This window comes from Pseudomonas sp. MWU347 (assembly GCF_017947305.1).
Taxonomy (GTDB): domain Bacteria; phylum Pseudomonadota; class Gammaproteobacteria; order Pseudomonadales; family Pseudomonadaceae; genus Aquipseudomonas; species Aquipseudomonas putida_A.
In genome coordinates this window covers 34,261-60,128 of the sequence record NZ_JAFGZB010000018.1, presented here as the reverse complement: position 1 = coordinate 60,128, position 25,868 = coordinate 34,261, and the positions used below count along the sequence as shown (strand labels likewise).

26 protein-coding genes and 2 pseudogenes are annotated in these 25,868 nt (G+C 61.0%); 14 read left to right on the top strand and 14 right to left on the bottom strand.

What is annotated here, in order from left to right:
* Positions 1-141 precede the first annotated feature (141 nt).
* Positions 142-286 (top strand): annotated as a pseudogene (locus tag KCG87_RS27650) (LysR family transcriptional regulator); the annotation flags it as partial.
* Between the two features lie 19 nt (positions 287-305).
* On the opposite strand, the gene KCG87_RS26935 reads toward KCG87_RS27650, so the two are convergent.
* Positions 306-545 (bottom strand): hypothetical protein, encoded by a 240-nt coding sequence (locus tag KCG87_RS26935; RefSeq protein WP_098963785.1) that lies wholly within the window; start codon positions 543-545, stop codon positions 306-308.
* An 83-nt stretch (positions 546-628) separates the two neighbouring features.
* Complete coding sequence (locus tag KCG87_RS26930; RefSeq protein WP_027613841.1) at positions 629-859, bottom strand: hypothetical protein; 231 nt, start codon at positions 857-859, stop codon at positions 629-631.
* Between the two features lie 217 nt (positions 860-1,076).
* Between KCG87_RS26930 and KCG87_RS26925 the strand changes: the two genes are divergently transcribed.
* Positions 1,077-1,616 carry a GAF domain-containing protein gene (locus KCG87_RS26925; RefSeq protein WP_210559190.1) on the top strand — a complete coding sequence of 180 codons (540 nt, stop codon included), beginning with the start codon at positions 1,077-1,079 and terminating at the stop codon, positions 1,614-1,616.
* 67 nt (positions 1,617-1,683) lie between these two features.
* On the opposite strand, the gene KCG87_RS26920 is transcribed toward KCG87_RS26925, so the two are convergent.
* The 4 genes and pseudogenes from KCG87_RS26920 to KCG87_RS26910 all read right to left on the bottom strand — a co-directional run bounded on the left by KCG87_RS26920 (position 1,684) and on the right by KCG87_RS26910 (position 6,066).
* The gene (locus tag KCG87_RS26920; RefSeq protein ID WP_210559189.1) at positions 1,684-3,810 is read right to left on the bottom strand and encodes a TonB-dependent siderophore receptor; all 2,127 of its coding nucleotides are present in this window, start codon (positions 3,808-3,810) and stop codon (positions 1,684-1,686) included.
* A 162-nt stretch (positions 3,811-3,972) separates the two neighbouring features.
* Positions 3,973-4,194 carry a hypothetical protein gene (locus KCG87_RS26915; RefSeq protein WP_098968507.1) on the bottom strand — a complete coding sequence of 74 codons (222 nt, stop codon included), beginning with the start codon at positions 4,192-4,194 and terminating at the stop codon, positions 3,973-3,975.
* A 119-nt stretch (positions 4,195-4,313) separates the two neighbouring features.
* Positions 4,314-4,406, bottom strand: a pseudogene (locus tag KCG87_RS27645) (oxidoreductase); the annotation flags it as partial.
* Between the two features lie 163 nt (positions 4,407-4,569).
* Positions 4,570-6,066 (bottom strand): sensor domain-containing diguanylate cyclase, encoded by a 1,497-nt coding sequence (locus KCG87_RS26910; RefSeq protein WP_098968397.1) that lies wholly within the window; start codon positions 6,064-6,066, stop codon positions 4,570-4,572.
* A 439-nt stretch (positions 6,067-6,505) separates the two neighbouring features.
* Between KCG87_RS26910 and KCG87_RS26905 the strand changes: the two genes are divergently transcribed.
* The gene (locus KCG87_RS26905) at positions 6,506-7,201 is read left to right on the top strand and encodes an SDR family NAD(P)-dependent oxidoreductase (protein WP_115987536.1); all 696 of its coding nucleotides are present in this window, start codon (positions 6,506-6,508) and stop codon (positions 7,199-7,201) included.
* Positions 7,202-7,291: 90 nt separating this feature from the next.
* On the top strand, positions 7,292-8,311 hold the full coding sequence (locus KCG87_RS26900; protein WP_134786192.1) for an AraC family transcriptional regulator: 1,020 nt from the start codon (positions 7,292-7,294) through the stop codon (positions 8,309-8,311).
* 234 nt (positions 8,312-8,545) lie between these two features.
* Here KCG87_RS26900 and KCG87_RS26895 read toward each other — a convergent pair whose 3' ends face one another.
* From KCG87_RS26895 to KCG87_RS26875, 5 genes are read right to left on the bottom strand one after another with little or no spacing between them, the layout of a single operon-like run.
* A complete protein-coding gene (locus tag KCG87_RS26895) occupies positions 8,546-9,568 on the bottom strand; it encodes a GlxA family transcriptional regulator (protein WP_210559188.1) in 1,023 nt (340 codons plus the stop codon).
* Positions 9,569-9,618: 50 nt separating this feature from the next.
* On the bottom strand, positions 9,619-10,740 hold the full coding sequence (locus KCG87_RS26890; protein WP_210559187.1) for an agmatine deiminase family protein: 1,122 nt from the start codon (positions 10,738-10,740) through the stop codon (positions 9,619-9,621).
* Positions 10,741-10,787: 47 nt separating this feature from the next.
* Entirely contained in the window at positions 10,788-11,891 is a 1,104-nt protein-coding gene (locus KCG87_RS26885) for an extracellular solute-binding protein (RefSeq protein ID WP_210559186.1), read from the bottom strand.
* 1 nt (position 11,892) lies between these two features.
* Entirely contained in the window at positions 11,893-12,801 is a 909-nt protein-coding gene (aguB, locus tag KCG87_RS26880) for an N-carbamoylputrescine amidase (RefSeq protein WP_210559185.1), read from the bottom strand.
* A gap of 3 nt (positions 12,802-12,804) precedes the next feature.
* The gene (locus tag KCG87_RS26875) at positions 12,805-13,857 is read right to left on the bottom strand and encodes an agmatine deiminase family protein (protein WP_210559184.1); all 1,053 of its coding nucleotides are present in this window, start codon (positions 13,855-13,857) and stop codon (positions 12,805-12,807) included.
* Positions 13,858-13,992: 135 nt separating this feature from the next.
* On the opposite strand from KCG87_RS26875, the gene KCG87_RS26870 reads away from it, so the two are divergent.
* The gene (locus tag KCG87_RS26870) at positions 13,993-14,880 is read left to right on the top strand and encodes a LysR substrate-binding domain-containing protein (protein ID WP_139054481.1); all 888 of its coding nucleotides are present in this window, start codon (positions 13,993-13,995) and stop codon (positions 14,878-14,880) included.
* On the opposite strand, the gene KCG87_RS26865 is transcribed toward KCG87_RS26870, so the two are convergent.
* Together KCG87_RS26865 and KCG87_RS26860 are read right to left on the bottom strand one after the other, a co-directional pair.
* Positions 14,862-16,022: a radical SAM protein gene (locus KCG87_RS26865; protein ID WP_098968389.1), complete on the bottom strand. Its 1,161-nt coding sequence runs from the start codon at positions 16,020-16,022 to the stop codon at positions 14,862-14,864. The two genes, KCG87_RS26870 and KCG87_RS26865, sit on opposite strands and share 19 nt — an antisense overlap.
* Before the next feature lie 74 nt (positions 16,023-16,096).
* A complete protein-coding gene (locus tag KCG87_RS26860; protein WP_098968388.1) occupies positions 16,097-17,041 on the bottom strand; it encodes a LysR family transcriptional regulator in 945 nt (314 codons plus the stop codon).
* A gap of 122 nt (positions 17,042-17,163) precedes the next feature.
* Here KCG87_RS26860 and KCG87_RS26855 point away from each other — a divergent pair, with 122 nt between their 5' ends.
* The 7 genes from KCG87_RS26855 to phnE all read left to right on the top strand — a co-directional run bounded on the left by KCG87_RS26855 (position 17,164) and on the right by phnE (position 22,296).
* On the top strand, positions 17,164-17,562 hold the full coding sequence (locus KCG87_RS26855) for a RidA family protein (RefSeq protein ID WP_134786185.1): 399 nt from the start codon (positions 17,164-17,166) through the stop codon (positions 17,560-17,562).
* A 75-nt stretch (positions 17,563-17,637) separates the two neighbouring features.
* Entirely contained in the window at positions 17,638-18,195 is a 558-nt protein-coding gene (locus KCG87_RS26850) for a helix-turn-helix transcriptional regulator (protein ID WP_134786184.1), read from the top strand.
* Positions 18,196-18,272: 77 nt separating this feature from the next.
* The gene (locus KCG87_RS26845) at positions 18,273-18,863 is read left to right on the top strand and encodes an HD domain-containing protein (protein WP_095135366.1); all 591 of its coding nucleotides are present in this window, start codon (positions 18,273-18,275) and stop codon (positions 18,861-18,863) included.
* A 190-nt stretch (positions 18,864-19,053) separates the two neighbouring features.
* The gene (locus tag KCG87_RS26840) at positions 19,054-19,917 is read left to right on the top strand and encodes a putative selenate ABC transporter substrate-binding protein (RefSeq protein WP_210559183.1); all 864 of its coding nucleotides are present in this window, start codon (positions 19,054-19,056) and stop codon (positions 19,915-19,917) included.
* On the top strand, positions 19,914-20,711 hold the full coding sequence (locus KCG87_RS26835; protein ID WP_210559182.1) for an ATP-binding cassette domain-containing protein: 798 nt from the start codon (positions 19,914-19,916) through the stop codon (positions 20,709-20,711). The genes KCG87_RS26840 and KCG87_RS26835 overlap by 4 nt, the downstream gene beginning before the upstream one ends.
* Entirely contained in the window at positions 20,705-21,532 is an 828-nt protein-coding gene (locus KCG87_RS26830; protein ID WP_103485021.1) for an ABC transporter permease subunit, read from the top strand. The genes KCG87_RS26835 and KCG87_RS26830 overlap by 7 nt, the downstream gene beginning before the upstream one ends.
* Complete coding sequence (phnE, locus tag KCG87_RS26825; protein ID WP_003224391.1) at positions 21,529-22,296, top strand: phosphonate ABC transporter, permease protein PhnE; 768 nt, start codon at positions 21,529-21,531, stop codon at positions 22,294-22,296. Before KCG87_RS26830 ends, phnE begins: the two co-directional genes overlap by 4 nt.
* Before the next feature lie 10 nt (positions 22,297-22,306).
* On the opposite strand, the gene KCG87_RS26820 is transcribed toward phnE, so the two are convergent.
* Positions 22,307-23,080 (bottom strand): AraC family transcriptional regulator, encoded by a 774-nt coding sequence (locus KCG87_RS26820; RefSeq protein WP_135295599.1) that lies wholly within the window; start codon positions 23,078-23,080, stop codon positions 22,307-22,309.
* A gap of 200 nt (positions 23,081-23,280) precedes the next feature.
* Between KCG87_RS26820 and KCG87_RS26815 the strand changes: the two genes are divergently transcribed.
* Together KCG87_RS26815 and KCG87_RS26810 are read left to right on the top strand one after the other, a co-directional pair.
* Positions 23,281-24,909, top strand: coding sequence for an APC family permease (locus KCG87_RS26815; protein WP_210559181.1), 1,629 nt, complete (start codon positions 23,281-23,283; stop codon positions 24,907-24,909).
* Positions 24,910-24,930: 21 nt separating this feature from the next.
* Positions 24,931-25,857 carry a 4-hydroxyproline epimerase gene (locus tag KCG87_RS26810; RefSeq protein WP_210559180.1) on the top strand — a complete coding sequence of 309 codons (927 nt, stop codon included), beginning with the start codon at positions 24,931-24,933 and terminating at the stop codon, positions 25,855-25,857.
* Positions 25,858-25,868 lie beyond the last annotated feature (11 nt).

The window sequence follows — 25,868 nt, the reverse complement described above, 5'->3', positions numbered from 1 at the left end:
ATTGGCCGTTTTCTGCCCTCCACGAATGCCACAGATCGGCCATTAGCCGCCACTCACAAGCAAACTCGCTTTTTTGTAGCAATCAAACCAATAGCGATCTCCTTCAACAGCGCGGCCATGGCCTGGGACGCCTTCGCCGCCTGCCTCAGTTATACCCTCCTGTCCACTGGAACCAACTGGCGGTTCAAGGATGCTGATGTCCCGATTTCCGAACGACTGCGTGTCAACTCGCCTGAGTGTATACGTGAGTATCGTCAATGCAGGGTTGGGCATCGCGCAGGGGCCGGGGGCGAGCGAAGAAGAAATCAGTCAGCGCCTGCATCCTTCACGTCGATTTGCGTAATACCCACCAGACTGGCCTGCTCCAGTATCTCTTCAGCAGTCGAGTCAGCTGTTGGCATGATCAGACTGTTCTCAGCATCCCCAAAATGCAGTTCCAGCAGATGCATGGCAGCGTCGTGAACGGAGAGCTTCGACTGCTGCAACGCGAGTTGATGCGTACGGGACTCGCCGTTGAACAGATACTCGATGGTGTAGTTGCGCATTGATAACCTCAAAATCAGAGTGGCAGACAACTACCCTGACTTACCGGTCAATCGTTAGTTCAAGCGGATAAATGTTCTGCAGCTCAACTGCGAGAAAGCGTTTTCAGCCGCTCGACCAAAGCCGCTTCAAAAATGACGTACAGCTTTTCAGCATCGCCGGCACGCAGAACCTCGCTGGTTTCCAGCCCAAGCACGAATCCATCCGCACGAGCCCCCGCCTTCACGGCGATGATCATCGAGTCTGCCCGGACAATCTGCGCCAGGAGCCGATCAGCTTCACGTTGCATCTTTTCGCTCAACACTACGCCTTCCACTTTCCTCACCTTTCATTCAATGCGACATCCAACATTTATGAGATCAAGGCTACGCCGCCGATAACGGCGCCTCAAGCCGCACGCCAATGACGCTTCGCTATTGCAGCCATCAGGAACCTTTGATGTGAACGAATCCATTTTGTTTAGTATCAAAACGGGCAGTTTCAAAAGCGTTTAGCAGTCGCCAACTTAAAAAATCATGACCGGAGAACAATGCATGCCCCTCAGTGACACCATTGACAGAGCGTTGCTAAGCGCAGAGGAACGTTCCTCTATCGCTGAAATTGAAGCTACAACCAATATTCTGCAGCTTGTTACACGCATGACCGGGACGCGGTTCGCGGCGATCGCGAAATTCACCGAGACTGACTGGATCGTCTGTTCCGCCTACGATCCGATCGAGCTTGGGATCAACTCCGGCGACACGCTGGAACTGGAGACCACGCTGTGCAGTGAGTTTCGCAGAGACCCTCAGGTGCTTTTCGTGCCGCAGATAAGTCGCGACGGCAGGTTTTCCACGCGTCCCGTGGTGAAGCAATATTTGATTGAAAGCTACGCAGGCGCGCCCATTTTCCTTCCTGACGGACAACTTTGGGGCGCGCTGTGTGCATTGGACTCCAGGGCGGTCATTTTCGACGACCCGGATCTGGCAGACACGTTAGGCCTGTTCGCGAGACTGATCGGCTGTATCTTTTACGCGAATCTGACGGAGGCCAGCAGCGGCTACAGCAAGAACGTTTCAAGCGTTATCGGATAAACAAGAAACAGCCCTGAATATTCAGGGCTGTTTCATTTGTGGCCTGTGAGAATTTTGCTCCACCCTGCTACAAGGTGTAGGAAACGCCGACCTGCACGGTTCGCGGCGCCCCCGGGTAGGCATAGACGTTGCCGAATGCGCCCTCTTCATAATCTCGGTCAAAGAGGTTTTTCACGTCGAGATTAAGCCGCACCTTGTCATTGATCTTGTAGAAGCTGAGCAAGTCGACAACGGTATAGCTGCCCATCGAAAACGCGGTGTTGGCAGTTTGACCAGCGCGCTCGTCGACGTACTTGAGGCCAGTGCCCAGGCCCAGTCCCTTGAAGGTGCCGTCCTGGAACTCATACATGTTCAGCAGGCTGAAGCTGTTCTTCGGGATGTTCATCAGCCGCGTGCCAGAGCGCAGCACATTGTCCTTGGTCACTTCGGCATCGACATAGGCGTAGCCACCCATCACCCGCCATTCGGGCGTCAGGTTGCCGGCCACGTTGACGTCGAATCCACGACTGCGCACTTCGCCGGCCGCAACGCTGAAGGTCGAGTCAACCGGGTCGGTGGTCAACACGTTGCGTTTTTCGATCTGGTAGATCGCCGCGTCGACACTCAACTGCTGATCCAGCGCTTCCCACTTGATCCCCATTTCATAGGACTTGCCCTTCTCCGGCTCGAATCCTCCGCCCTGGCGACTGGCGCCGGTGTTCGGCTTGAAGGAGCGAGCGGTGTCGGCATAGACCGCCAATGTCTCGGTCAGGTCGTAGGTCACGCCGATGCGCGGAGTCACCGCGTTGTCACTGGCCTGCCAGCTCTTGCCACCGGGCACGTAAGTTTCGTAATCATGTTCGAAGCGCTCGAAACGCGCCCCGGCCAGCACCTTGAGTTTATCGGTCAACGCCACCTGATCCTGCACGAACGCGGCATACGTCTTGAGGTTTTCCTTGTCGTGCGTCGGCGTGCGGGTGAGCGCCGGGCGCGGCTGGCCGTAGACCGGGTCGAAGATGTCGATCGGGTACGCACCGACAGCGCCGCTGGAGCGCTGGATGATCGACTTGTAGTCGTAATCCTCGTACTCGATGCCGGTGAGCAACGTGTGCTGCAAACCCGCGGTAGCGAAATGCCCGGTCAGATTGAGCTGGGTATCCTTGTCGGTCCACTCCAGCTTGCGGTAGTTGAAATTGCGCCCGAGGGTGCGGCCGTCATCGGCAATGCCATTGGCCTCGATTGCGTTGCCCTTGAGCGAACCGTCGAGCCACTGGAAACCGCCGCCGAGGGTCCAGTCGTCATTGAGCATGTGCTCGAAACGCATTTGCGCCATGTTGTTGTCGTTATGCAGTTTGCCAGCGTCTTTTTCACCGAAAAAACTGTCGCGCGAAGCGGTTCCCGTCTGTTTTGCGTAACGGGTAAGGCCGCGATCCAGCGGCGCATTGTTGCGCATGAAATCGCCTTCGAAAATCAGCTTGGTCGTGTCGGTTGCCTGCCAGGTGAGCACCGGCGCGATGCCGTAGCGCTCGGTTTCGACGTGATTGCGGAAGGTGTCGCCGCCCTCGCCCACAACGTTCAAGCGATAGGCCAGACGCCCCTCTTCGTCAAGCGGGCCGGAAGCGTCCAGCGTGCCGCGTTTCATACCCTGATCGTTGAGTTGGCTGCCCAGGGTGACGCTGCTTTCAGGCAACGGCTGCTTGGACACCACGTTGAAGGTGCCGCCAGGATCACCCCGACCGTAGAGCATGGTGGCCGGGCCGCGCAGCACTTCGAGGCGTTCGATTGTGTTGGCATCCGGCATGTTCGGATAGCCGCGGTTGATCGGGAAACCGTTGCGATAGAACTCGCCGGTGGTGAAGCCACGCACGGTAAACGTGGTCAGGCCCTGACCACCAAAGTTGTTCGCCCGCCCCACGCCGCCGGCGTAGTCCAGCGCATCCTGCAAACGGGTGGCGCCCAGATCTTCGACCGCATCTTTCGAGACCACGCTGATCGATTGCGCAGTTTCATGGATCGAGGTGTCGGTGCGCGTGGCGCTGGCCGAGCGCGTCGCGCGATAACCCTGCACCGGGCCGTCCGCCCTTTCGTAATTCGCCGTACCGATGACATCGGTTGCGTCCAGCTCCAGCGTTGAGGGTGATGCCCCCGTTTGATCAGCCCATGAGGCAGGCGACAATGCTTGCAGCACACAAATGGAAAGCAGGGTTCGACGCATGGAGAAGGAAACCTTTACGAATAGGCCAATGCAGGGGGTGAATCCGCCAAAAAACTCCCGCGCATGCTATACAAAATTATTCGCAATTAATACATATTCCCATTAACGGCGTTATCCCTGGTAAGGGAGACACCGCCGCTCTGCACCCTGCCCCGCGAATGTTTATGTTCCGCCCGAAAGCCCCTCGGTGGCCTGGACGAACCTCGCCCCGGCCTTGCGCACCAACTGGCGCCATTCAGTTGCTGTAATCAGCCTTTGCTGTTCCATGCTATCGGCCATTTTCAGCAACTCGTCGTATTGATCCTCGGCGTCCATACGGATCGCTGGCTCTTCCAGTAATTTTCGCCAGGCGGCCAACGCCTGCTCTTTCCCATCGTCGCTCATGGTCATTACCCCGGGTGACTTGTAAGTCGGTAGAGGGCTGCGGTTCTGGAGTGTTCAGCGGCGGCGACTGATGGCGCGACGGATGGTTTTCGTTGCGGCCTCGATAAATGAAGCGGCCAGTCGGACTCGACGACGCCCGGGCACACCACCGTGACGCGGATCTTGTCCGTTTCCTGGCACAAATCATCCGAGATCGCGCGGGCTGCGAGCTCGGCGAAGGGCTGGATGGGGCGAGTGCCTGCCATCGAGTGGGCTACGAAAGCCCGTCGCAATTCAGTCGCCAGTTTGGGTGTCTGCCATCAAAAGACACCCAGCGGGTTCCCGCCCGGCATGAAAGTCAGCCTGACGGCGATCTATCGGATTAACGCCCACCGATCACTTCACAAACCGGTTACGCCCCAGCGTCTTGGCGTTATACAGCGCCTGATCGGCGACCTCGATCAACCCTTGCAAGGATTGCAGTTGCGCCCCCGAGGCCGTAGCGATGCCGATACTCACACTCAGCCGGCCGAATGGGCTGGACGGGTGTGCGATGTTCGCTTGCTCCAAGCGTTCGAGGATCAACTGCGCGACCACTGCAGCACCGTCACTGTCGGTGGCCGGCATGATCACGCTCAGCTCCTCGCCGCCGTAACGCGCTACCAGATCCGACGGGCGCCGCACACAACCTTCGAGGATTGTGCCGACCTTCTGCAGGCAGGCATCGCCGGCGACATGCCCGAACGAGTCGTTGAACAGCTTGAAGTAATCGATATCGATCATCAGCAACGCCAGCGTCGTGCCGTCACGTTGTGCGCGCCGGGCTTCCATGGCGAGGCTCTCATCGAAGCAGCGCCGGTTGGCCAGGCCGGTCAGGGCGTCCTTCATCGCCAGTAACTCAAGCTGACGATTGGAGGAAAGCAACTGCTGCTGCGTCCCGCGCAATTGGTCTTCTGCCCTGGTACGCCTGCGAATATCGAGAATCAGAAACCAGCCGATGAGCCCGGTAAGCCCCAGCAGCCCCGTGACCACCACTGCCGACAGCCAGGCTTCCATGCGCCACGCAGCAAGGGCTTCGCGTTTGCCGAGGGCGACGGTGGTGATCAGCGGCAGCCGGTCACTCTTGCGGAAAGCGTAGAGCCGCTCGACGCCATCGAGGCTGGAGGTAAACGACGCGGTACCGACGGATCGATCGACCAGATACTTCGCATAGATGGGCGACTTGGAAAAGTTGCGCCCCATGTCCTGCTCACGGAAGGGATAGCGCACCAGCAACGTGCCGTCGGTGTAGGACAAGCCGATGGCCCCCTCCTGCCCGACGTCGATCTTGCCGAACAGGCGCAGGAAGTTTTCGATTCCCAGGGTCACCGCCACCACACCGGCAAACTCGCCGTGCGCATCATTGAAACGGCGACTGACAGTGATCACCCACTCCTGATTGGAGCGACTCTGGATCGGCGGACCGATAAAGGTCTCGCGGCTCGGGTCGTCACGATGATGGGTGAAGTAGACGCGATCACTGCTGTTGGCCCCGGCCGGGATCGGTCGGTTGGACGACATCAGCCAACGGCCCTGGTTGTCGTAGATGGTGATGCCGCTGAGCTGCGGCATCAGCGGTTCCTGACGATTGACCAGTGCGCTCAGACGCTGGATCTGCGCGGGGCCACTGCCTTCGGTTTCCAGACGTTCGACGATCCCGAGCAACAGCAACGAACTCTGGCGAACGATCCCTTCGGAATAAGTCGCCAGCGCCTGGGTCAGGTTCAAGCCATGAACGTTGACTTCCTCCAGTGCGCGCTCTCGAGAGGCCAATACTTTCCACACCGTCAGTGACCCGAGGGAACAACCGATCACCAACAACAAAAGCACAACCAGGCGGGTATCACGCTTCACATTACTACCTTTGGGAAAGTCCGGTTTCCGTTCCTGCGGCGGGTCGACCGACTCGATGACTGCAGCCGCGTGTCCTTGTCGCGCGCAAGGATACAAGCAGCACTGGCTTGCTGCAGCAACAGATTATGTCGCGCAAAAAAGACATACTTCCGATTTGCGCTGCGTCGTCCGGAAAAAGCCTGCTAAAGACTTCAGCACAGGCTTTGCGCTTGGCGAAACAGCGACAAGAATGCCAGACCAAACCATCGCCAGGCTTTCAGAATCCGCTTGGCGCCACACGCCTGAAGCCAACTTTCTGACGCCTGTTTCACGACCCTTTCGTGATGTGTTGCCAAGCATAAAATTTTGGCACTTTTGCACAACAAGTTGACATCCAAAAGCATGCCACGGGCCACCGATATCATTAGAGTATGCGCCCTTAAAAAGGAAAGGACTCTTGATGACTCAGTCACTCTCACGGCGCGTTGTGGCGATTACCGGCGCCCTGGGGAATCTCGGCGAGACCCTGGCGGACATGGCCGCAGCCCAGGGCGCGGATCTGGTGCTGATCGATCAGGCGACGATGGCGATGCCCAGTTCCCACAATCGACTGGTCCTGTCCGGCATCGATCTGACCTCCCTTGCCGATTGCCAGGCAGTCGCCCACCAGATCAACCGCTATTTCGGACGCCTCGACGCCCTGGTCAACGGCGCCGGCGGCTATGCGTGGGAGCCGTTGCTGGGCAGTGCGATAGAGGCCTGGGATCGGCTCTACTCGCTGAACCTTCGAACCGCATTGAACGCCAGCAAAGCCTTGCTGCCATTGCTGCTGCAATCCTCGGCGGGACGCATCGTCAATATCGGATCGAGCATGGCGGCGAAGGCCGGGCTGGGCATGGGCGCTTACGCCGCGTCGAAATCCAGCGTTTTGCGCCTGACCGAAAGCCTCGCCGAAGAGCTCAAGGACATGAGCATCACGGTCAATGCCGTGCTGCCGAGCATTCTCGACACCCCGCAAAATCGTGAGGCCATGCCCGACGCCGAACATCAGCGCTGGGTGACACCGGCGCAACTGGCGGCGGTCATTCTGTTTCTGATCTCGGAACAAGCGTCGGCCGTCACCGGCACCGGCATTCCGGTGATCGGGCGCATGTAGGGTCTATTGACGCCGCGCGCCTTGGCGACGTCGCTTTCTTCACCTTTCGGAAAAGCAAGATCACCGGATTACCGGACTTCCCCTCCCCCCATGCGACCCGCCACTTCCAGCGCTGCTTTCGTTAACCACGTCCTTGATGTCGCCGAGCAATACGGCTGCGATGGCGATTGGCTTTTGCAGCAGACCGGACTCTCACGCGAGCAGTTGTCTGACTCGATCGTGCGCATTCCCATGCGCCAACTGCGTGCCTTGCTGGAACTGGCGGCGCTCAGCAGCAACCTGCCGCATTTCGGCCTGCTGGTCGGCGCCGCCGTACGCCCGGGCACCTACGGCGTGCTGGGTTATGTGCTGATGACCAGCGCGACACTAGGCGAGTCGCTGAACATGATTCTGCGTTTCGGCAAGATCGTTTACGACAGTCCGTCCAGCCAGACCCGAATCGTCATCGGCGACGGCCGCGTGACTCTCGAAGATCAACGTATCAGTGAACTGGAGCCCTATTGCGCCCTGCATCAGGAAGCGCTGATGGTCGGCTGGGCAGCGTTCGGCCGCTGGTTGATCGCGAGTCATCAGCCGATGCTGGAAGTCCGGATGATGCATTCGGCGGTGGGCGAACCGGCGCTGTATGAACACTTCTTTGGCTGTCCGGTGCAGTTCGAGGCCGGTTGCAATGCACTGGTGTTTGCCGAGTCGACGCTCTCGACGCGGATCCAGGGCGCCGACCCGCGCATGCATCGCAGCATGCTGCTGGAGGCGGACTGGCAGTTGTGCCTGTCGTATCCGGCGTTTTCGGTCACAGATCGATTGCGCGCGCTGCTCACCGAGCAATTGCCGACCGGTGATTTCAGCCTGAAAAGCCTGGCCCGACAATTGGCGATTTCGCCGCGCACCTTGCAGCGCAAACTGGCCGCCGAAGGGGAAAACTTCAATCAGGTGCTGGAAACCATGCGCATGGAACTGGCCGACCATTACCTGCGCCGCACCGAGACCAGCATCATGAACATCGCCCTGATGCTGGGTTACTCGCAGGCCAGTTCTTTCAGCCATTCCTTCCGTCAGGCCCGCGGGATTTCGCCGGTGGATTACCGCAAGTTGCTGCGCGCCCGATGAAGCGTCACTGGCCTATAGCTTGATTGGCCTGCGCTAAACCAGTGGACCTGACACCACTCGATTAAAACCGTGGGAGCGGGCTTGCTCGCGAAGAGGCCGTGTCAGCCAATTCATATGCTGACTGACACACCGCCTTCGCGAGCAAGCCCGCTCCCACATTAGTCTGTGCTAAGCCAGTGGTTCTGACACCAACCACAGGGGTCGGTCTGTGGCTGGCAGTAGAAACAGCGCGGGTTATTTGACCAGGCGTTTTTCCCTGGACGGGCGATAACCGAAAAACGCGCTGTAGCACTTGCTGAAATGGCTCGGCGAAACGAAACCGCAGGCCACCAGCACTTCCATCTGCGACAGCTCGGTGTGCTGCAACAGGCGCCGGGCTTCGGTGATGCGCAGTTCCAGGTAATAGCGCTGCGGCGTGGTACCGAGTTGCTCCTTGAACAAGCGCTCCAGTTGTCGCCGCGAGCGCCCGGCGTACACCGCCAGTTGCTCCAGCTCCAGCGGCTCTTCGAGGTTGGCATCCATCAGTTTGACCACCTCGCGCAACGGTGCGCTGACGCAGAGGTTTTCATCCGGTTTGATCCGCCGATACCGCGACTCCTCGAACGCCAGAATGTCCTCGATGCCTTCGACCAGCGCCTTGCCGTGCAGGCCCTTGATCCAGTCCAGCGCCATATGGAACGCCCCGGACGGACTCGACGCGGTGAGTCGATCACGATCAATCACATACGGCTCGCTGCTGACCTGAGTGGCTTTGGCAATCTCCGTAAGCGCCGGACGATGTTCCGGGTGGATCGCACAACGATAGCCATCAAGGAGCCCAGCGCGGCCGAGAAACCACGCACCGTTCCACAAACCGGCCAGGCTGAGCCCGCGCTCCGCCGCCGCGCGCAGCAGGCTGTTCAACTCCTCGCTGGCCTTCAGCTCAGTGCGGTAGCCGCCGCACACCACCAGCAAGTCCAGATCCGCAAGGCTGGCGGCGTCAATCCGCGCATCCGGGCGAATCACTAGCCCCAGATCGCTGATCACCTCACCCTCACCCAGCCCGAACGTGCGCGAGCTGAACAGTCCGGCGCGCAACAGGTTGGCGGTGATAATGGTGTCCAGCGCCTGAGTGAAGGCCGGCAGTGAAAAGTGCTCCAGCAACAGGAATCCGGTGCGGGTGATGCGGGTCTCGGCGGCTTGCTCATTCAGATAGCGGAGGTTTTTACCCTTCATGCCTCCGCTGAATTGACGTCGTTCGATCAAGGTCTGGCCCATCGGTCATGTTGTTATGCGCCGATAGTTGGCTTGATGGGCCAAAGAGTCAATCACGCTTGCGGCTGATGACTGGTCACGCAGTGAATCCCGCCGCCGCCGGCAGCGATCGCATCGATGTTCAGCAGCTCGACTTTGCGCTCCGGGTACAGCTTCGACAGCAGGTCATAAGCCTTTTTATCCGCCTCCTTGTCGCCGAACTCCGGAGCGATGATCGCGCCGTTGATCACGAAGTAGTTGATGTAACCCGCAGCGAAGTCCGGGTTGTTCTGGTTGAACTTGCTCTTGCGCGGCTTGAGTGGCGGCGAAATCGTGTGGATCTGCAGCGGGCGACCATCAGCGTCGGTGGCTTTCTTGAGAATTTCCAGGTGCGCCAGCGTGACCTGGTGATCGTAGGACTGCGGGTCGGTGTCGAGGTTGACGATCACCACGCCGGGCCTGACGAACCGCGCATAGAAATCGACGTGGGCGTCGGTGATGTCCTTGCCCTTGATCCCCGGCAGCCAGATGATTTTGCGCAGGCCCAGACGTTCCTTCAATTCAGCCTCGACATCGGCCTTGCTCCAGCCGGGATTGCGGTTGCTGTTGATCCAGCTGCTCTCGGTCATGATCCCGGTGCCGTGGCCGTCGACTTCAATGCCGCCGCCCTCGCCCACCAGTTCACTGCGCAGGTAGGTCGCCTGTGCATCGGCGGCCACCCGTGCGGCGATTTTCGCATCCTTGCTGTGCCGCTGTTTGTCGCCCCACCCGTTGAAATTGAAGTCCACCGCGCCGAGGCCCCCCTTGTCGCCGATGACAAAATTGGCGCTGATGTCACGCATCCAGATGTCGTCGAGCGCGGCGGTCACGTAGGTGACGTTGCGGGTGCCGCAATACTCTTCGGCGAGACTGCGTTCGCCGCTGCGACAGAACACCGTGAGTGGTTCATAACGGGCAATGGTGCGGGCAATGCGGCCCAGCGCAGCCTGCACATCCGCGGTGAAATCTTCCCAGATCGCATCCTGTGCGCCGAAAGCAATGAAGGCGCGTTCGTGCCTGTCACCCTCGTCGGGCATGAACCAATCCCCCGCACTGGCCGCCAGTAGTCTGCTCGGCGCCAGCCCGAGACCCATGACTGCGGCGCTAACACCTGTAGCGACCGATACCTGTTTGATGAATTCACGACGTGTCGACATCTCTGGTTTTCCTGAAAAGGGCCGGCGACCGGGCGCCGGCCGTTGAATCATGGGTGGGTGGCGGTTTTGAATTTGGTCCAGGTGCGCATCCGTGCGCGCATGTCGGCCTGGGGGATGTCCTTGCCCGGTATCAATCGAGCATAGGTCGCCTCGTCGAGGTAGATGTCCGGGTTATTGCGCATCGCGGCGTCGACGCTGTCCCGCGCCTTGGCGTTGGAAGTCGGGTAACCGGTGAAGTTACTGATCGCCGCCATGTTCTGCGGGCGCATCACGAAATTGATGAACGCGTAGGCGTACTCCGGGTGTTTCGCATCGACCGGAATCGCCATGGTGTCCATCCACACCGTGGTACCTTCGCGGGGGATGCGGTACTCAAATTTCGTGGTCTTGCCAGCGCTGTCCGAGGTGCGCTGGGCCTGGGTCATGTCGCCGCTGTAACCCAGCGACAGGCACAGGTTGCCGTTGACCAGATCGGTCACCGGTTGCGACTGGAACTTGCGCACATAAGGCCGCAGCTTCATCAGCAGCTCACTGGCCGCCGCCAGATCCGCCGGTTTCGCGCTGCGCGGATCGCGGCCCAGATAATTGAGCACGACTGCCAGCACTTCGTCCGGCGAGTCGATCAGCGAAATACCGCAATCGGCAAACTTCGCCGCCAGCTCCGGCTTGAACAGCATGTCCAGGCTGTTGACCGGCGCGTCGGCCATGCGTTGCTTGATCTGCGCCGCGTTGTAGGTCAGGCCGATGGTGCCCCAGGTGTAAGGCACGGTGGCCTGGCTGGAGTGTTCGTAATGGCTGCGCAATTTCTGCAAGCCGGGTTCGATGTCGGCCAGCGCCGTCAGCTTCGATGGGTCCAGCGGCAACAGGCTGCCGGCGCGCATCAGGCGCTCGGCCACGGTGTCGCCGGGGAAGATCAGGTCATAGCCGCTGCCACCTGAAAGCATCTTCGCTTCGAGGGTTTCACTGCCGTCCATGACGTCGTAGATCACCTTGATCCCGGTTTCCGCGGTAAAGCGGCTCAGGGTGTCTTCGGCAAAGTAATCGGCCCAGTTGTACAGCCGCAGGGTTTTGTCCTCGGCATGCAGCGCCGGAATCACGCAGGTCAGCGCCAGGCCCAGAACGCCGAGCAGTCGTTTGTGATGCTTAGCCATATCAAACCCCTTGAGCGTTCCAGCGTGCATGAAGATTGCGACCATCCTGACTGAGCAGCGCGCCGTACATGTCCGGCCTGCGGTCGCGGTAGATGCCCCAGCTCAGGCGCTCTTCGCGCATCGCGTCGAGATCGAGGCCGTGCACCAGCACGCCCGTGCTGTCGCGGTCGGCTTCGGCCAGCAACTGGCCTTTGTGATCGCTGATGAACGACGAACCGTAGAAGCTCATCTGCAGCGACGGATCGGTGCTCGCCACTTCGCGCCCGACCCGGTTGGCCGCCACCACCGGCAGCAGATTGGCGGCGGCATGGCCGCGCATGGTCATCTGCCAGTGGTCGCGAGAATCCAGCGCCACGCAACCCGGCTCAGAGCCGATGGCCGTGGGAAACAGCAACACTTCAGCGCCCATCAACGCCAGACAACGCGCGGTCTCGGGAAACCACTGATCCCAGCAGATACCCACGCCGAGGCGACCGAACGCGGTTTCCCAGACTTTGAAGCCGCTATCGCCGGGGCTGAAATATTCCTTCTCCTGATAGCCGATGGCGTTGGGGATGTGGGTTTTGCGGTACACCCCCGACAGGCGCCCGTCGGCATCGGCTACGGTGAGCGAATTGAAATACGCATTGCCGGCCTGCTCGAACCAGCTCAGCGGCAGCACCACGCCCAGCTCTTTGGCCAGCGCGGCGAAACGCTGCAGCACGCGGCTGTCGCGATACTCCTCGGCCAGCGCCAGATGTTTGTGGCTCTGTTCGATGCAGAAATATGGCGTGGCGAACAGCTCCTGCAACAGGATCACCTGCGCGCCCTTCGCGGCCGCGTCGCGGACCAGTTGCTCGGCCTGATCGAGGTTGCGCGGCAGATCCCAGGTGCACGGCATCTGGGTGGTGGCGATGGTCAGATGGCTCATCACTCAACCCTCCGCCGGCCAGGCGGGTTGCTGCTGAGTGATGCAATGCACCCCGCCGCCGCCATGAGCCAGATGATTGATGCGCACCGGCACCACTTCGCGTCCGGGGAACGCCTGCGCAAGCACTTTGGCCGCCACCTCGTCGGCCTCGATGCCGTAGGCCGGCATGATGATCGCGCCGTTGGCGATGTAGAAATTGGTGTACGAGGCGCAGAACACTTCGGCGTCGCTGTCCACCGCTTCGCTGGCTTCGAACAGTTCGATCAACTCGAACCGGCGGCCTTGGGCGTCGGTCGCCAACTCCAGCGCACGACGGTTTTCGCGGACCACTTCGGCGTACACCGAGCTTTGGTCGTGGGTCGCATCCACCAGCAACACGCCGGGACGGGCGAAGGCGCAGACGCCATCAACGTGACCGTCAGTCATGTCGCCGGTGACGTAGTCCGGGTCGCCCGGCAGCCAGATGGTTTTCTTCACGCCGAGCAAACGGCTGAAAATCTCCTCCATTTCGGCCTTGCTAATGCCCGGGTTGCGATTGGGGTTGAGCAGCACCGACTCGGTGGTGATCAGCGTGCCCTCGCCGTCGACATGAATCGCCCCGCCCTCGTTGCTCAACGGCGTGCCGAAGCATTCCAGCCCCAGATGATTGAGTGCGCGCCGCGCCAGGCTTTCGTCCAGCTCATGCGCCGACTTGCCGCCCCAGGCATTGAAGCGCCAGCTGACACCGGCCAGCCCTTGTTGCGGGTGGCAGACAAAGCTCGGGCCAGAGTCGCGGCACCAGCTGTCGTTGACCGCCAGCGGGATCAGCTCGATGTTCGGCCCGCACAGGGCTTTGGCGCTCGCTAGCGCCGACGGATCGACGACCATTTTCACCGGTTCGAAGCGGGCGATGGCGTTGGCGACCCGGGCGAAATCCTCTTGCACCTGCGGCAATGTCACGCGCCAGCCTGACTCCCACAGCGCCTTGTTGTGCGGCCAGACCATCCAGGTCGCGGCATGCGTCACCCATTCGGCAGGCATCATCCAAGCGTTGTTGTTATTCTCGTTGCGCGGCATGACAAGCACCTCTCGATTAAGCCATTGTGTTCAATGGAAATTGCCGTGATTTGGCTTGAGGTGAATGCTACGGAGCTAAAACCCCACCAACAAACGATGGATTTAGCGCACAACTGATTAGAGGAACTTATCGATATGCTCAAACACTGGCCGCCGCTCAGCTCCCTGCGCGGCTTCGAAGCGGCTGCGCGCCTCGGCAGTTTTCACAAGGCGGCCGATGAGTTGAGCCTTACTCAATCGGCGATCAGCCAGCAGATTCGCAGCCTCGAAGCGTACCTCGAACAGCCGCTGTTCTTTCGCAACGGTCGCAGTGTCGCGCTGACCGATGCCGGCCACGATCTGCTCAGCACCACCCAGGCGATGCTGCAGCAACTGGCGGTCGGCATCCGGCGTCTGGGGCAATATCAGAAGCCCAATCAACTGGTGCTCAACACCACGCCGGCGTTTGCCCGGCACTGGTTGCTGCCGCGTCTGGCGGATTTTCGGCGCCAGCATCCGCAAGTCGATTTGTGGATTTTCAGCACCGATGAAGTACCGGACATGGCCACGCAAACCATCGATCTGGCGGTGCGCGACGACATCAGCTCCCAGGCTGAATGCAGCTTCAAGGTGCTGCATGCCGACCGCCTGTTTCCGGCGTGTCATCCCAGCGTTTTGGCGCAGCCCGCCGCGCAGCGCACCACCCTGCACGGTGAGCGGGAAATGGACTGGAGCCACTGGGCGGTGGAGGCCGGCGTCGATGTCGGGCAACAGGATCAGGGGCTGAATTTTTCCGATCCGGGCTTGTTGCTCGATGCCGCTGCGGCAGGGCTGGGGATTGCGCTGGTCAGTCAGTTGCTCAGCCATCAGGCGCAGGAAAACGGGCTGTTGCAGCCCTTGGTGGAGCAAACCATTCGTGGCCCGAACTGGGCGCTGCTGACCCATCGCGACAGCGAGAATGACCCGATGGCGCGATGCTTCAGTGAATGGCTTTCAAGCCAACTGGCGGGACCTGATCCGCACGATCAGACGACCGTGAGATAACCCGCACCGAGCCGGCCTTCCAGACGACCGAACAGCACGTAATGCTGATAACCGCTGGTGAACGCACCCGTGGAAATCGCGTTTTTGACGTCCTGATTCATATGCAGGTATTGCGCTTCGTCGAAGTTATCCGCACTGACTTCACCGGTTCGCCCAAGCTTTTCGCTTTCGACCGGCAGCCCCATGATCGTGCGCCGCTGGAAGTCGATAATGCGGTTGACGGCGTGACTTTCCAGCGGCCCCCGATTGGATTGGGTCGAGTAGATGTGCAAGCCGTTTTTTGCGCAGCGATTGCACATGTCGACGCAATTTTTCTGGGTGGACTTCAGGCCGGTCAATTGCGCCAGAGGCATGTCCAGATACTTGCCGACCTGGTATTCGGTCTGATTGAAAACGGAACAGCACAAAACGGTATTGCCGTTGCAGTCGAGCACCAGCCAGTCATCCTTGAGCGAGCACGCTTGCTTGGGATATTGACGGACCAGATTGACCAGATCGTCGAAGGGCGGCAGCGCCAGCCTTTTCAGGGTTTCATGATCGGTAGCCGTCACCGAAGGGTCGCGCTCGATCAGCGCCAGCGTTTTCTCCAGCGGCATCATCACTGAATACCCGGTGGAGAACTCGAAACCCAGACTCTGGCTGAATTCGCGCATCAGCCCTTCTTCTTCCATGTTGTCCAGATAACGGTGGTAGTAAACCTCGATGCGCGTACTCAAGCCATGTTGCTGCTTGAGTTCATGCAGTTTGATCATGTTGGCTTTGACCACTTCAATGTCGCCGCCCACGTGCCCCTGCCGGTAAGTCTCCTGGTAAAACCCGGACAACGAAATACGGAAGAACCACGGGTTGGCAAGCATGGCGGTTTCCATGTTCTTGGCCAGGTTCAAGTTGGAACTGATACCGCTCTGCAAACCGGCGGCATTGATGATCTCGACAAACTCACCGATTCGCGGGTGGATCAACGGCTCGGTCCAGTTGTACAGAAAGATCGTCTCGACCCCTTCGTTGCGGGCCTTCTCGACGATCTTGCGGAACATGTCGACTTGCATGGCTTTCTTGAAGTTGACGTTTTCCGAGTTGCCCATCGGGCACGAAGGGCAGCTTAAATTGCACGCGCCGACAATATCGATGTACATGTTCATGACGGGTGACGCTCCTTGAGTGAATAGCGGTGCATCCACAGCTGGCGACTGTCATGGTTGGCGTTATTCGTTAGTTATTTGACAGTCCCGGAGCGCGGCTCAGCAAGTTCCGGGCCATTACCATGGTGCGCCATCAACGCCACGATCCAATCGATAAATACCCTTAGCTTTTGGCTGATATGCCGGTTCGGCGGGTACGCCACGTAGAGCGGCATCGGCTCGAGTTGCCAGTCCTCGAACAGCGGCACCAACTCGCCCCGAGCCTGATGCGCGTGCGACATGTACCTGGGCAACCACAGCACACCCATGCCGGCCAGACCTGCCGCAAGGTAAGCGTTGCCGTCATCGACGGCGAGCACGTGGCGGCCCTTGATCTGCAGGTGTTCGCTGCCATTGTGCAAGGCGTAAGGCACGGGTTTGCCGGTGCGCGCCCAGAGAAAACCGACCACCCGATGATGCGAGTCCTCCAGCTCGCGTGGATGCTGCGGCGTGCCGGCGCGGGCCAGATAATCCGGCGCGGCGAAAACCCCGAGCTGAAGATCGGCCACCCGCCGCGCCATCAGTGACTGATCAAGCAATTCGCCGCCGCGCACCACGCAATCGACGTTCTCATCGATGATGTCGACGATGCGGTCGCTGACACCCATGTCGATCTGAATGTCCGGATAACGCGCATGAAACTCAGGCAATGCCGGCACCAGAATCAGCCTCGCCAGCGGGCTCGGCACATCTACGCGCAAGCGTCCTCTGGGCAATGCCGACGCGCCGGACAGACCGGTTTCAGCGTCGTCCATATCGGCCAACAGCTTGATCACTCGCTCGTAGTAAATCGCGCCATCGGCAGTGACGTTGACCTTGCGTGTGGTGCGGTTGAGCAACCTGACCCGCAGCCGTGCCTCCAGTTGCTGCACGAGTTGGGTCACGGTGGTCTTGCTCATGTGCAAGGTCTCGGCGGCCTTGGTAAAACTGCCCGCCTCGACCACCCGGGCGAACGCCTGCATTGCATCGAAACGGTCCACTTTGCGCCCTCGGATTGTTTGGAATCTGCAAACAGTGAACGCCAAGCTTGCGCGTTTATCGCCACTGCGCAAGCCCCTAGAGTCACTCCATCAGCAACCACCAAACAATGATGGAGACACCCATGACCCAGCGCGACGTCGTTTTTCCGCCAGCCCGCCATGCGCTTTACGAGCGCCATCGTTATTCGCCAGCGATTCGTTCCAACGGTTTTCTGTTCGTCTCGGGGCAAGTCGGCAGCCGTGAAGATGGTTCGCCCGAACCGGATCTGCAGAACCAGGTGCGCCTGGCGTTCAATAACCTCAATGCGATTCTCGACGCCGCCGGTTGCAGCTTCGCCGATGCGGTGGACGTCACGGTGTTCATGATCGATCCACAATCGACCTTCGAAACCATCTGGGAAGTGGTGCCGGAGTACTGGGGCAGTGCGCCGTATCCGACGATCACTGCGGTGGGCGTGACCTGGCTGGCCGGGTTTCAGTTCGAGATCAAGGTGATTGCCAAACTGCGCGAAACGGCCTGATCGTCCGGCGGATTTGCGCCGAGGGCCGGCAGTCTTCAGACTGTCCGGCCCGCTTGCCTTTGCTCGACAACCGCCATGTCAGACCTGTTATTGAAGCCCGCCCTGCCCGGTATCGCCCTGCGACGCTGGCGCCTGCTGCATCGCGTCAAACAGACTCACGCGGCGCAGTTGTTCAACGTCACCCAGTCGACCATTTCCCGCTGGGAAAGCGGTGTGCAGGCGATGGAACCTGCCGCGCAACTGCAACTGGAGCGTTTGCTGACTGCGCGCCTGGACAGCGCCGCCGATCAGGTCTTGGCGCGTCTGATCGGGGAAAGTCAGCGGCCGATGCACCTGATCTGCGACCTCACCCATCGCCTGCTGGCCTGCTCTCCTGCGCGTGCTGCCGAGTTCACCCGACCCTTGAGTACGTTGCTGGGACAATCGCTGTGGCGCTTCGCAACGCCGGAAATTGTGCTGAGAGAGTCGGCGCTGGCAACCAGCGGTTGGCACGAAGTTCAGGCGCCGCCAGCCGTGGAATTCAGCACCGGCAGCAATGCCTCCGACCTCGTGCCGATCCGCGCCGGCCGATGCCGCTGGACGCGCATTCCACTCTCCGACGGCAGCGCCGCGCGGCTGGTGGAAACCCTCTGAACGCATATTTTATGCGTGGACGCCAAGCCCCTGCGGTTCTAGGCTGAGCTTTTCGGCGTAATCAGCCAGGCAGACACATGAACCTCGAAATGATCAAAGGCCGCCTCGAATTCCTGCGCGAAGCAGAAAAACTCAAGGACGTGCTGCGCAGCGCGCACACCTCCAGCGGCCGCACCGAAAGCACCGCCGAACACAGCTGGCGCCTGTGCCTGATGGCGATTGTATTCGCCGATCAACTGGCCGGCCTCGACCTGCTCAAGGTCCTGAAGATGTGCGTGATTCACGATTTGGGCGAAGCCATCAATGGTGACATTCCAGCGGTCAATCAGGCCGCGTTCCCCGACAAGGGTGAACAGGAACGCAACGACCTTCTGCTGCTGACCGGTGCGCTCGATGAGGCGCTGCGCAGCGAAATTCTAGCGCTGTGGGACGACTACGAAAATGCTCAGTCCGCCGAAGCCAAAGCGGTCAAGGCACTGGATAAACTGGAGACGCTGCTGCAACACAACCAGGGGCTGAACCCGGCGGATTTCGATTACGGTTTCAATCTGGGCTACGGCAAGAAATACACCAGTGCCGACCCGGTCTTCGCCACCCTGCGTGAGCTGATCGACCAAGACACGCGACAGCGCATCAGCGACGGCCAAAACGGCAACGAGCGATCCTGAATCGGCCGATTCATCTCGGATCAATCCACTGGCAAGAAACGTGGAGCAAAACATCACCGAGCACCCGCGCTGGCCTTTGACTGCCCGGCTGCGTATAACCTCGCCGTTTCGTCTAACCTGATTGAGCGTCCGCGCGCGACACCGCGCCCGGTGGCGCTTAGAATGCGACGCTCATGAAACGGAGATTTCCATGCTCAAACGAACCCTGGCACTGACTGCTGCTCTGGCCCTGTCTTTTTCTGCTCTGGTGGCGCATGCCGCCGATGTGTTGCGGGTCAGCGCGATTCCCGACGAAGCCCCGACCGAATTGCTGCGCAAGTTCGAGCCGCTCGGTGCGTACCTGGAGCAGCAGTTGGGCATGAAGGTGCAGTTCGTTCCCGTGGCCGACTATCCGGCCGTGGTCGAAGCGCTGGCGACCGACCGCCTCGACATGGCCTGGCTGGGTGGTTTCACCTTTGTTCAGGCACGCCTGAAGACCGACGCCACCACCCCGGTGATCCCGCTGGTGCAGCGCGAGCAGGATGCGCAGTTCACCAGCAAATTCATTACCGCCGACCCGAAAGTGAAGAGCCTGGCCGACCTCAAGGGCAAAACCTTTGCCTTCGGCTCGGTGTCGTCCACCTCCGGCAGCCTGATGCCTCGTTATTTCATGCTGAAGAACGACAACATCAAGCCTGAAGCCTATTTCAGCCGCGTCGCCTACTCCGGCGCGCACGATGCCACCGTCGCCTGGGTTCAGGCCGGCAAGGTCGATGCCGGTGTCTTGAACGCCAGCGTCTGGCAGAAACTGGTGGACGCCGGCAAGGTCGATACCAGCAAGGTGCATGTGTTCGCCACCACCCCCGCTTACTTCGATTACAACTGGACCGTGCGTGGCACCCTCGACCCGGCGCTGGCGGCGAAGATCAAGAAAGCTTTCCTTGACCTCGACCCGGCCAACCCCGAGCAAAAGAAGATTCTTGATCTGCAGGCTGCCAGCCGCTTCATCGACACCAAGCCCGAAAACTACAACGGCATCGAGGAAGCCGCTCGCGCTGCCGACCTGCTGAAATGACCCTGAGCCTTAAACAAGCCAAACTGCACCACGCCAATGGAGTCGACGCGCTACGCGGCATTGACCTGCAAATTGGCGTGGGCGAACAGGTGGCGATCATCGGCCCGTCCGGGGCCGGCAAATCGAGTCTGTTGAATCTGTTGGCCACTGCGTTGCGCCCCAGCAGCGGTGAAATCGAGGTGCTGGGCGAGCGTCCCTGGCACCTATCCGCCCATCAACGGCAACGCCTGCGTGCGCGCATCGGCCTGGTGCATCAAGCCCCACCGCTGCCGCCGCGCCAGCGCGTGGTGACGGCGGTGCTGGCCGGTAAACTCGGCCAATGGAGTTTGGGCAAGAGCCTGCTGAATCTGCTGCATCCCACGGATATTCCCGGCGCCCGTGCGGCCCTCGCCCGCCTGGATCTGGGCGACAAACTCTTCGCTTACTGCCAGCAATTGTCCGGCGGCCAATTGCAGCGCGTAGGCATTGCCCGGGTGCTGTATCAGGCGCCGGAGATTCTGCTGGCGGACGAACCGGTGTCGGCGATGGACCCGGTGCTGGCCGGGCACACCCTGTCGATCCTCTCGCAGCATGCCCGGGCGCATAACGTCACGCTGGTGGCGAGCCTGCACGCGGTGGAACTGGCGCTGGCACACTTTCCGCGCATCATCGGTTTGCGCGATGGCCAGATCCTGTTCGACAGCCCGGCCGAACAGGTCAGCCGCGAGATGCTCGACACGCTGTACGTCAACGAGCAATTGCAAAGCCCGACAACGCCCAGTGCGCCGCTGATTGTGCAGATCCCGCGATGCTGAGGGCCGATTCACGCGACCCGGCCGCCGCGCCGCGATTACTGCTGACCCTGCTGGCACTTGCCCTGCTGTGGCCGGGCATCCAGCTCAGCGAACTGGACCTTGGCGTGCTGCTGCACAGCGACAGCCAGACCGAAATGGGTCGTTTCATCTCCGGGTTCTGGCCACCGGCGCATGACCACGACTTTCTTCAGTTACTGTTCAAAGCCACTCTGCAAACACTGGCCATCGCCACCGCCGGCATGGCCCTGGCGCTGCTGCTGGCGGTACCGGCGAGCCTGATTGCCAGCCGCGCGCTGTCGTTGTCCGCCGCGTCCCGCGGCGGCATTCCCAGTCGGGTCGGGCGCTTGCTGCGCTGGCCGGTACGCGGGCTGCTGATCTTCTTGCGCAGCGTGCCGGAGATCGTCTGGGCACTGCTGTTTGTGCGTGCCGTGGGCCTAGGCCCGGCAGCCGGTGTGCTGGCGATCGCCATCACCTACAGCGGCATGCTCGGCAAGGTCTACGCGGAAATTTTCGAATCCACCGACCAACGCCCGGCGCACGCCTTGATGCAGGCCGGCAGCGGACGACTCGCGGCGTTTGCCTACGGGATTCTGCCGAATGTCGCGGCCGAGCTGCTGTCGTACACGGTGTATCGCTGGGAGTGCGCGATTCGTGCGTCGGTGGTGATGGGATTTGTCGGCGCCGGAGGCCTCGGCCAACAGATCGACCTATCATTGCGCATGTTCGCCAGCGGTGAAGTGGCGAGCATGTTGCTGACGTTCCTGATTCTGGTGCTCGGTGCCGACCAACTCAGCCGCCTGCTGCGCTGGAGGCTGACATGAATCGCCTGATCAATCTGTTGCTGATCGTCGGCATTGGCGTCGCGGTTATCGCCTCGTTCGGTTACCTCGAACTCGATCTCGGTGAACTCGGCAGCGCCACCAGCCTCAAGCAGATGGGTGCCTACGCGCAGCGCTTTCTCAGCCCGGACCTGAGCGCCACGCATTTGCAGGCGATCCTCAAGGGCTCGCTGGAAACCCTGGCCATGTCGGCCCTCGGCACCCTGCTCGCGGCGGTGTTCGGCATCCTCCTCGCGCTGCCCGCCGCCGGACGTTTCGGCTGGCCGCTGCAAAGCGCTTCGCGCCTGCTGCTCAACGGTCTGCGGGCGATTCCGGAACTGGTGTGGGCGGCACTGATGGTGCTCGCCGCCGGCCTCGGCCCGAACGCCGGCACCCTGGCGCTGGCCCTGCACACCACCGGCGTGCTCGGCCGGTTGTTCGCCGAAGCGCTGGAAAATACCCCGCCGGAACCGGCCGAAGCGATCCGCTTGCAGGGCGGCAACCCGGTGCTCGCCTTCTGCTATGGCACCCTGCCCAACCTCGCTCCGCAATTGCTCGCCTATTGCCTGTATCGCTGGGAAAACAACATTCGCATGGCCAGCGTGTTGGGCTTTGTCGGTGCCGGTGGTTTGGGGCAGATGCTGTATGTCAGCCTCAGCCTGTTTCAGGAAGCGCAGGCGAGCACGGTGATTCTGGCGATGCTGATTCTGGTGCTGGGCGTGGATTCGCTGAGTGCCTGGAGCCGGCAGCGTTGGGTCAAGGCCTGACGGGCAAGCCTCAGGGCGCTGTCGCCAAGCGATACTGGCGCGGGGTGAATCCGGTGGAAGCCTTGAACTGCCGGGTGAACGCGCTGTGGTCGGTATAACCGCACTGCAGCGCCACTTCGGTGATCGGCAAGTCGCCGTGCAACAGCCGATGCGCGTGCTCAAGACGGACTTTCTGGATCATCTGCCGCGGCGTGAGGTGGAACACGCGCTTGCAGTAGCGCTCCAGTTGCGCCACTGAAATCCCGGCGATGCGCGTCAGTTCGCTCAGGCTGACGCGGCTGGCGAAATTCGCCCGAATGTACTCGTCCACCGCCGCCAGCCGCTGATACGCCGGATGGGTTTCGCTGGCGGTTTGCAGGTCGACGGAAATTCCCGCCAGGCCAATGATCCGGTTGTCGCGATCGTACAGCGGACGCTTGTGGGTCAGGCACCAACCCGGTTCGCGGCTGCCGTACAGATGCAGCTCCAGCTGATCCTCCAACACAAACCCCTCTTCCAGCACGCGCCGATCCTGCTCGGTATAGCCCGGCCCCAATTGCGCCGGAAACACCTCGGCGCTGGTCTTGCCCAGCAGCGGTCGCAGGTCTTTCAAACCGCAGCGCTGCACCAGCGTCTGGTTGGCCATGACATAGCGCGCCTGCAGATCCTTGATGAAGATCGCCGCGTTGGGAATCACGTCGAGCATCGGCAACAGCAGCGCCATGCTGGCGAGCAGATCGTCGAGGCTTTGCGGTCGGCTCGCTTCGTTCTGCTGGCTCAGGATCGCAAACGCATTCTGCGTCATGACTGTCACTCCCCACGGTGCGCATTGGCTTGCGCGCAGATTGCCCGATGGCCGACAGCCTGTCGAGCCGGGCCTTTGACCTTGGCCATTGTGCTGATTTCGTCATCGTCACCGGCAAAAAACATCAATCGCGCATCGCCTGATGAGTTCACTGTAGCGCCACTGCACGCCCCTCCAACAACCAACAAGAAGGCGACGCTATGACAGGCCAAGGCAAGTTCAAGAAACAACTTTCACTGATAGACCTCACGTTCATCGGGCTGGGGGCGATCTTCGGTTCGGGCTGGTTGTTCGCGGCCAGTCACGTGTCGGCCATCGCCGGCCCGGCGGGGATCTTTTCCTGGCTGCTCGGTGGTTTCGCCGTGTTGCTGCTGGGCATCGTCTACTGCGAACTGGGTGCCGCACTGCCCCGTGCCGGCGGCGTGGTGCGCTACCCGGTTTACTCCCACGGCCCACTGCTCGGCTACCTGATGGGCTTCATCACGCTGATCGCGTTTTCCAGTCTGGTGGCGATCGAAGTGGTTGCCTCCCGGCAATATGCGGCGGCGTGGTTTCCCGAGTTGACCAAGGTCGGTTCCAGTGACCCGACCGTGCTCGGCTGGTTCGTGCAGTTCGGGCTGTTGTGCCTGTTTTTCCTGCTCAATTACCGCAGCGTGAAGACCTTCGCCATGGCCAACAATCTGGTCAGCGTGTTCAAGTTCATCGTGCCGCTGCTGGTGATCGGCGTGCTGTTCAGCTTCTTCAAACCGGCGAATTTCGAAGTGCACGGCTTTGCGCCGTTCGGTTTGTCGGGGATCGAAATGGCGGTCTCGGCCGGCGGGGTGATCTTCGCTTATCTGGGCCTGACGCCGATCATTTCCGTGGCCAGCGAAGTGAAGAATCCGCAACGCACGATCCCGATTGCGCTGATCCTGTCGGTGCTGCTGTCCACCGCGATTTACGTGTTGCTGCAAACCGCTTTCCTCGGCGGCATCCCGACCGAAATGCTCGCCAATGGCTGGGCCGGCGTCGCCAAGGAACTGGCCCTGCCGTACCGCGACATCGCTCTGGCACTGGGTGTCGGCTGGCTGGCGTATCTGGTGGTGGCCGATGCGGTGATCTCGCCCAGCGGCTGCGGCAATATCTACATGAACGCCACGCCACGGGTGATCTACGGCTGGGCGCAGACCGGGACCTTCTTCAAGATTTTCACCCGCATCGACGAAAAATCCGGCATCCCGCGCCCGGCGCTGTGGCTGACCTTTGGCCTGTCGGTGTTCTGGACCCTGCCGTTCCCGTCGTGGGAAGCGCTGATCAACGTGGTCTCCGCCGCGCTGGTATTGAGCTATGCGGTGGCTCCGGTGACGGTGGCCGCACTGCGCCGTAACGCGCCGGACATGCCGCGTCCGTTCCGGGTCAAGGGCATGAGCGTGCTTGGGCCGCTGTCGTTCATCATCGCCGCGCTGATTGTCTACTGGTCGGGCTGGGGCACCGTGTCGTGGTTGCTCGGCCTGCAAATCCTGATGTTTGTCATCTACCTGTTGTGCGGGCGTATGGTGCCGACCGCGCACCTCAACCTCGGCCAGCAAGTGCGCTCGTCAGCGTGGCTGATCGGCTTCTACGCCGTGACCATCGTCCTCTCCAAGCTCGGCAGTTTCGGTGGTATCGGCGTGCTCAGTCATCCGTTCGACACCGTGATCGTCGCCGTCTGCGCACTGGGCATCTACTACTGGGGCGCCGCCACCGGCGTGCCGGCACACCTGATTCGTCTGGAAACCGAAGACGACGAAAGCGAAGCCGCTGAATCCTCCACCCATTCGGCACAGGGCCAGCGCCCTGCTCACGCCTGACCTTCACTCAAGGGACGAACCATGAAACGACTGCACATCATCGATTCCCACACTGGCGGCGAACCCACGCGCCTGGTGATGAAGGGCTTCCCCGAGCTGCCCGGCAACAGCATGGCCGAGAAGCGCGATGCCTTGCGCGAAGGCCACGATCAATGGCGCCGCGCCTGCCTGCTCGAACCACGTGGCAACGACGTGCTGGTCGGTGCGCTGTACTGCGCGCCGGTCTCGCCGGATGCCACCTGCGGGGTGATTTTCTTCAACAACGCCGGTTACCTCGGCATGTGCGGCCACGGCACCATCGGCCTGGTCAACTCGCTGCATTACCTGGGCCGCATCGAACCGGGCGTGCACAAGATCGACACCCCGGTCGGCCCGGTCAGCGCGACCCTGCACGAGGACGGCGCGGTGACCCTTGGCAACGTCCCCGCCTGGCGCTACCGCAAACAGGTGCCGGTGGACGTGCCCGGTTACGGTCGCGTGTTCGGCGATATCGCCTGGGGCGGCAACTGGTTTTTCCTGGTCTCCGAGCACGGCCAGGACCTGCAGATGAGCAACGTCGAAGGCCTCACCGATTACACCTGGGCGATGCTCAAGGCCCTTGAGGCCCAAGGCGTTCACGGCGAGGACGGCGCACTGATCGATCACGTCGAACTGTTTGCCGACGACGCCCACGCCGACAGCCGCAACTTCGTCATGTGCCCGGGCAAGGCCTACGACCGCTCGCCCTGCGGCACCGGCACCAGCGCCAAACTCGCCTGCCTGGCCGCTGACGGCAAACTCGCCGAAGGCCAGGTCTGGACCCAGGCGAGCATCACCGGCAGCCAGTTCGAAGGGCGCTTCGAATGGCAAGGCGAACGCGTACGCCCATTCATTACCGGCCGCGCCTACATGACCGCCGACGCCACTCTGCTGATCGACGAGCAGGACCCTTTCGCGTGGGGCATCTGAGTGCCCCGCTT

Coding starts and splice junctions, on each gene's coding strand:
- KCG87_RS26935 (WP_098963785.1), bottom strand. CDS start 545: ATGCGCAACTACACCATCGAGTATCTGTTCAACGGCGAGTCCCGTACG.
- KCG87_RS26925 (WP_210559190.1), top strand. CDS start 1,077: ATGCCCCTCAGTGACACCATTGACAGAGCGTTGCTAAGCGCAGAGGAA.
- KCG87_RS26920 (WP_210559189.1), bottom strand. CDS start 3,810: ATGCGTCGAACCCTGCTTTCCATTTGTGTGCTGCAAGCATTGTCGCCT.
- KCG87_RS26915 (WP_098968507.1), bottom strand. CDS start 4,194: ATGAGCGACGATGGGAAAGAGCAGGCGTTGGCCGCCTGGCGAAAATTA.
- KCG87_RS26905 (WP_115987536.1), top strand. CDS start 6,506: ATGACTCAGTCACTCTCACGGCGCGTTGTGGCGATTACCGGCGCCCTG.
- KCG87_RS26900 (WP_134786192.1), top strand. CDS start 7,292: ATGCGACCCGCCACTTCCAGCGCTGCTTTCGTTAACCACGTCCTTGAT.
- KCG87_RS26895 (WP_210559188.1), bottom strand. CDS start 9,568: ATGGGCCAGACCTTGATCGAACGACGTCAATTCAGCGGAGGCATGAAG.
- KCG87_RS26890 (WP_210559187.1), bottom strand. CDS start 10,740: ATGTCGACACGTCGTGAATTCATCAAACAGGTATCGGTCGCTACAGGT.
- KCG87_RS26885 (WP_210559186.1), bottom strand. CDS start 11,891: ATGGCTAAGCATCACAAACGACTGCTCGGCGTTCTGGGCCTGGCGCTG.
- aguB (WP_210559185.1), bottom strand. CDS start 12,801: ATGAGCCATCTGACCATCGCCACCACCCAGATGCCGTGCACCTGGGAT.
- KCG87_RS26875 (WP_210559184.1), bottom strand. CDS start 13,857: ATGCCGCGCAACGAGAATAACAACAACGCTTGGATGATGCCTGCCGAA.
- KCG87_RS26870 (WP_139054481.1), top strand. CDS start 13,993: ATGCTCAAACACTGGCCGCCGCTCAGCTCCCTGCGCGGCTTCGAAGCG.
- KCG87_RS26865 (WP_098968389.1), bottom strand. CDS start 16,022: ATGAACATGTACATCGATATTGTCGGCGCGTGCAATTTAAGCTGCCCT.
- KCG87_RS26855 (WP_134786185.1), top strand. CDS start 17,164: ATGACCCAGCGCGACGTCGTTTTTCCGCCAGCCCGCCATGCGCTTTAC.
- KCG87_RS26850 (WP_134786184.1), top strand. CDS start 17,638: ATGTCAGACCTGTTATTGAAGCCCGCCCTGCCCGGTATCGCCCTGCGA.
- KCG87_RS26845 (WP_095135366.1), top strand. CDS start 18,273: ATGAACCTCGAAATGATCAAAGGCCGCCTCGAATTCCTGCGCGAAGCA.
- KCG87_RS26840 (WP_210559183.1), top strand. CDS start 19,054: ATGCTCAAACGAACCCTGGCACTGACTGCTGCTCTGGCCCTGTCTTTT.
- KCG87_RS26835 (WP_210559182.1), top strand. CDS start 19,914: ATGACCCTGAGCCTTAAACAAGCCAAACTGCACCACGCCAATGGAGTC.
- KCG87_RS26830 (WP_103485021.1), top strand. CDS start 20,705: ATGCTGAGGGCCGATTCACGCGACCCGGCCGCCGCGCCGCGATTACTG.
- phnE (WP_003224391.1), top strand. CDS start 21,529: ATGAATCGCCTGATCAATCTGTTGCTGATCGTCGGCATTGGCGTCGCG.
- KCG87_RS26820 (WP_135295599.1), bottom strand. CDS start 23,080: ATGACGCAGAATGCGTTTGCGATCCTGAGCCAGCAGAACGAAGCGAGC.
- KCG87_RS26815 (WP_210559181.1), top strand. CDS start 23,281: ATGACAGGCCAAGGCAAGTTCAAGAAACAACTTTCACTGATAGACCTC.
- KCG87_RS26810 (WP_210559180.1), top strand. CDS start 24,931: ATGAAACGACTGCACATCATCGATTCCCACACTGGCGGCGAACCCACG.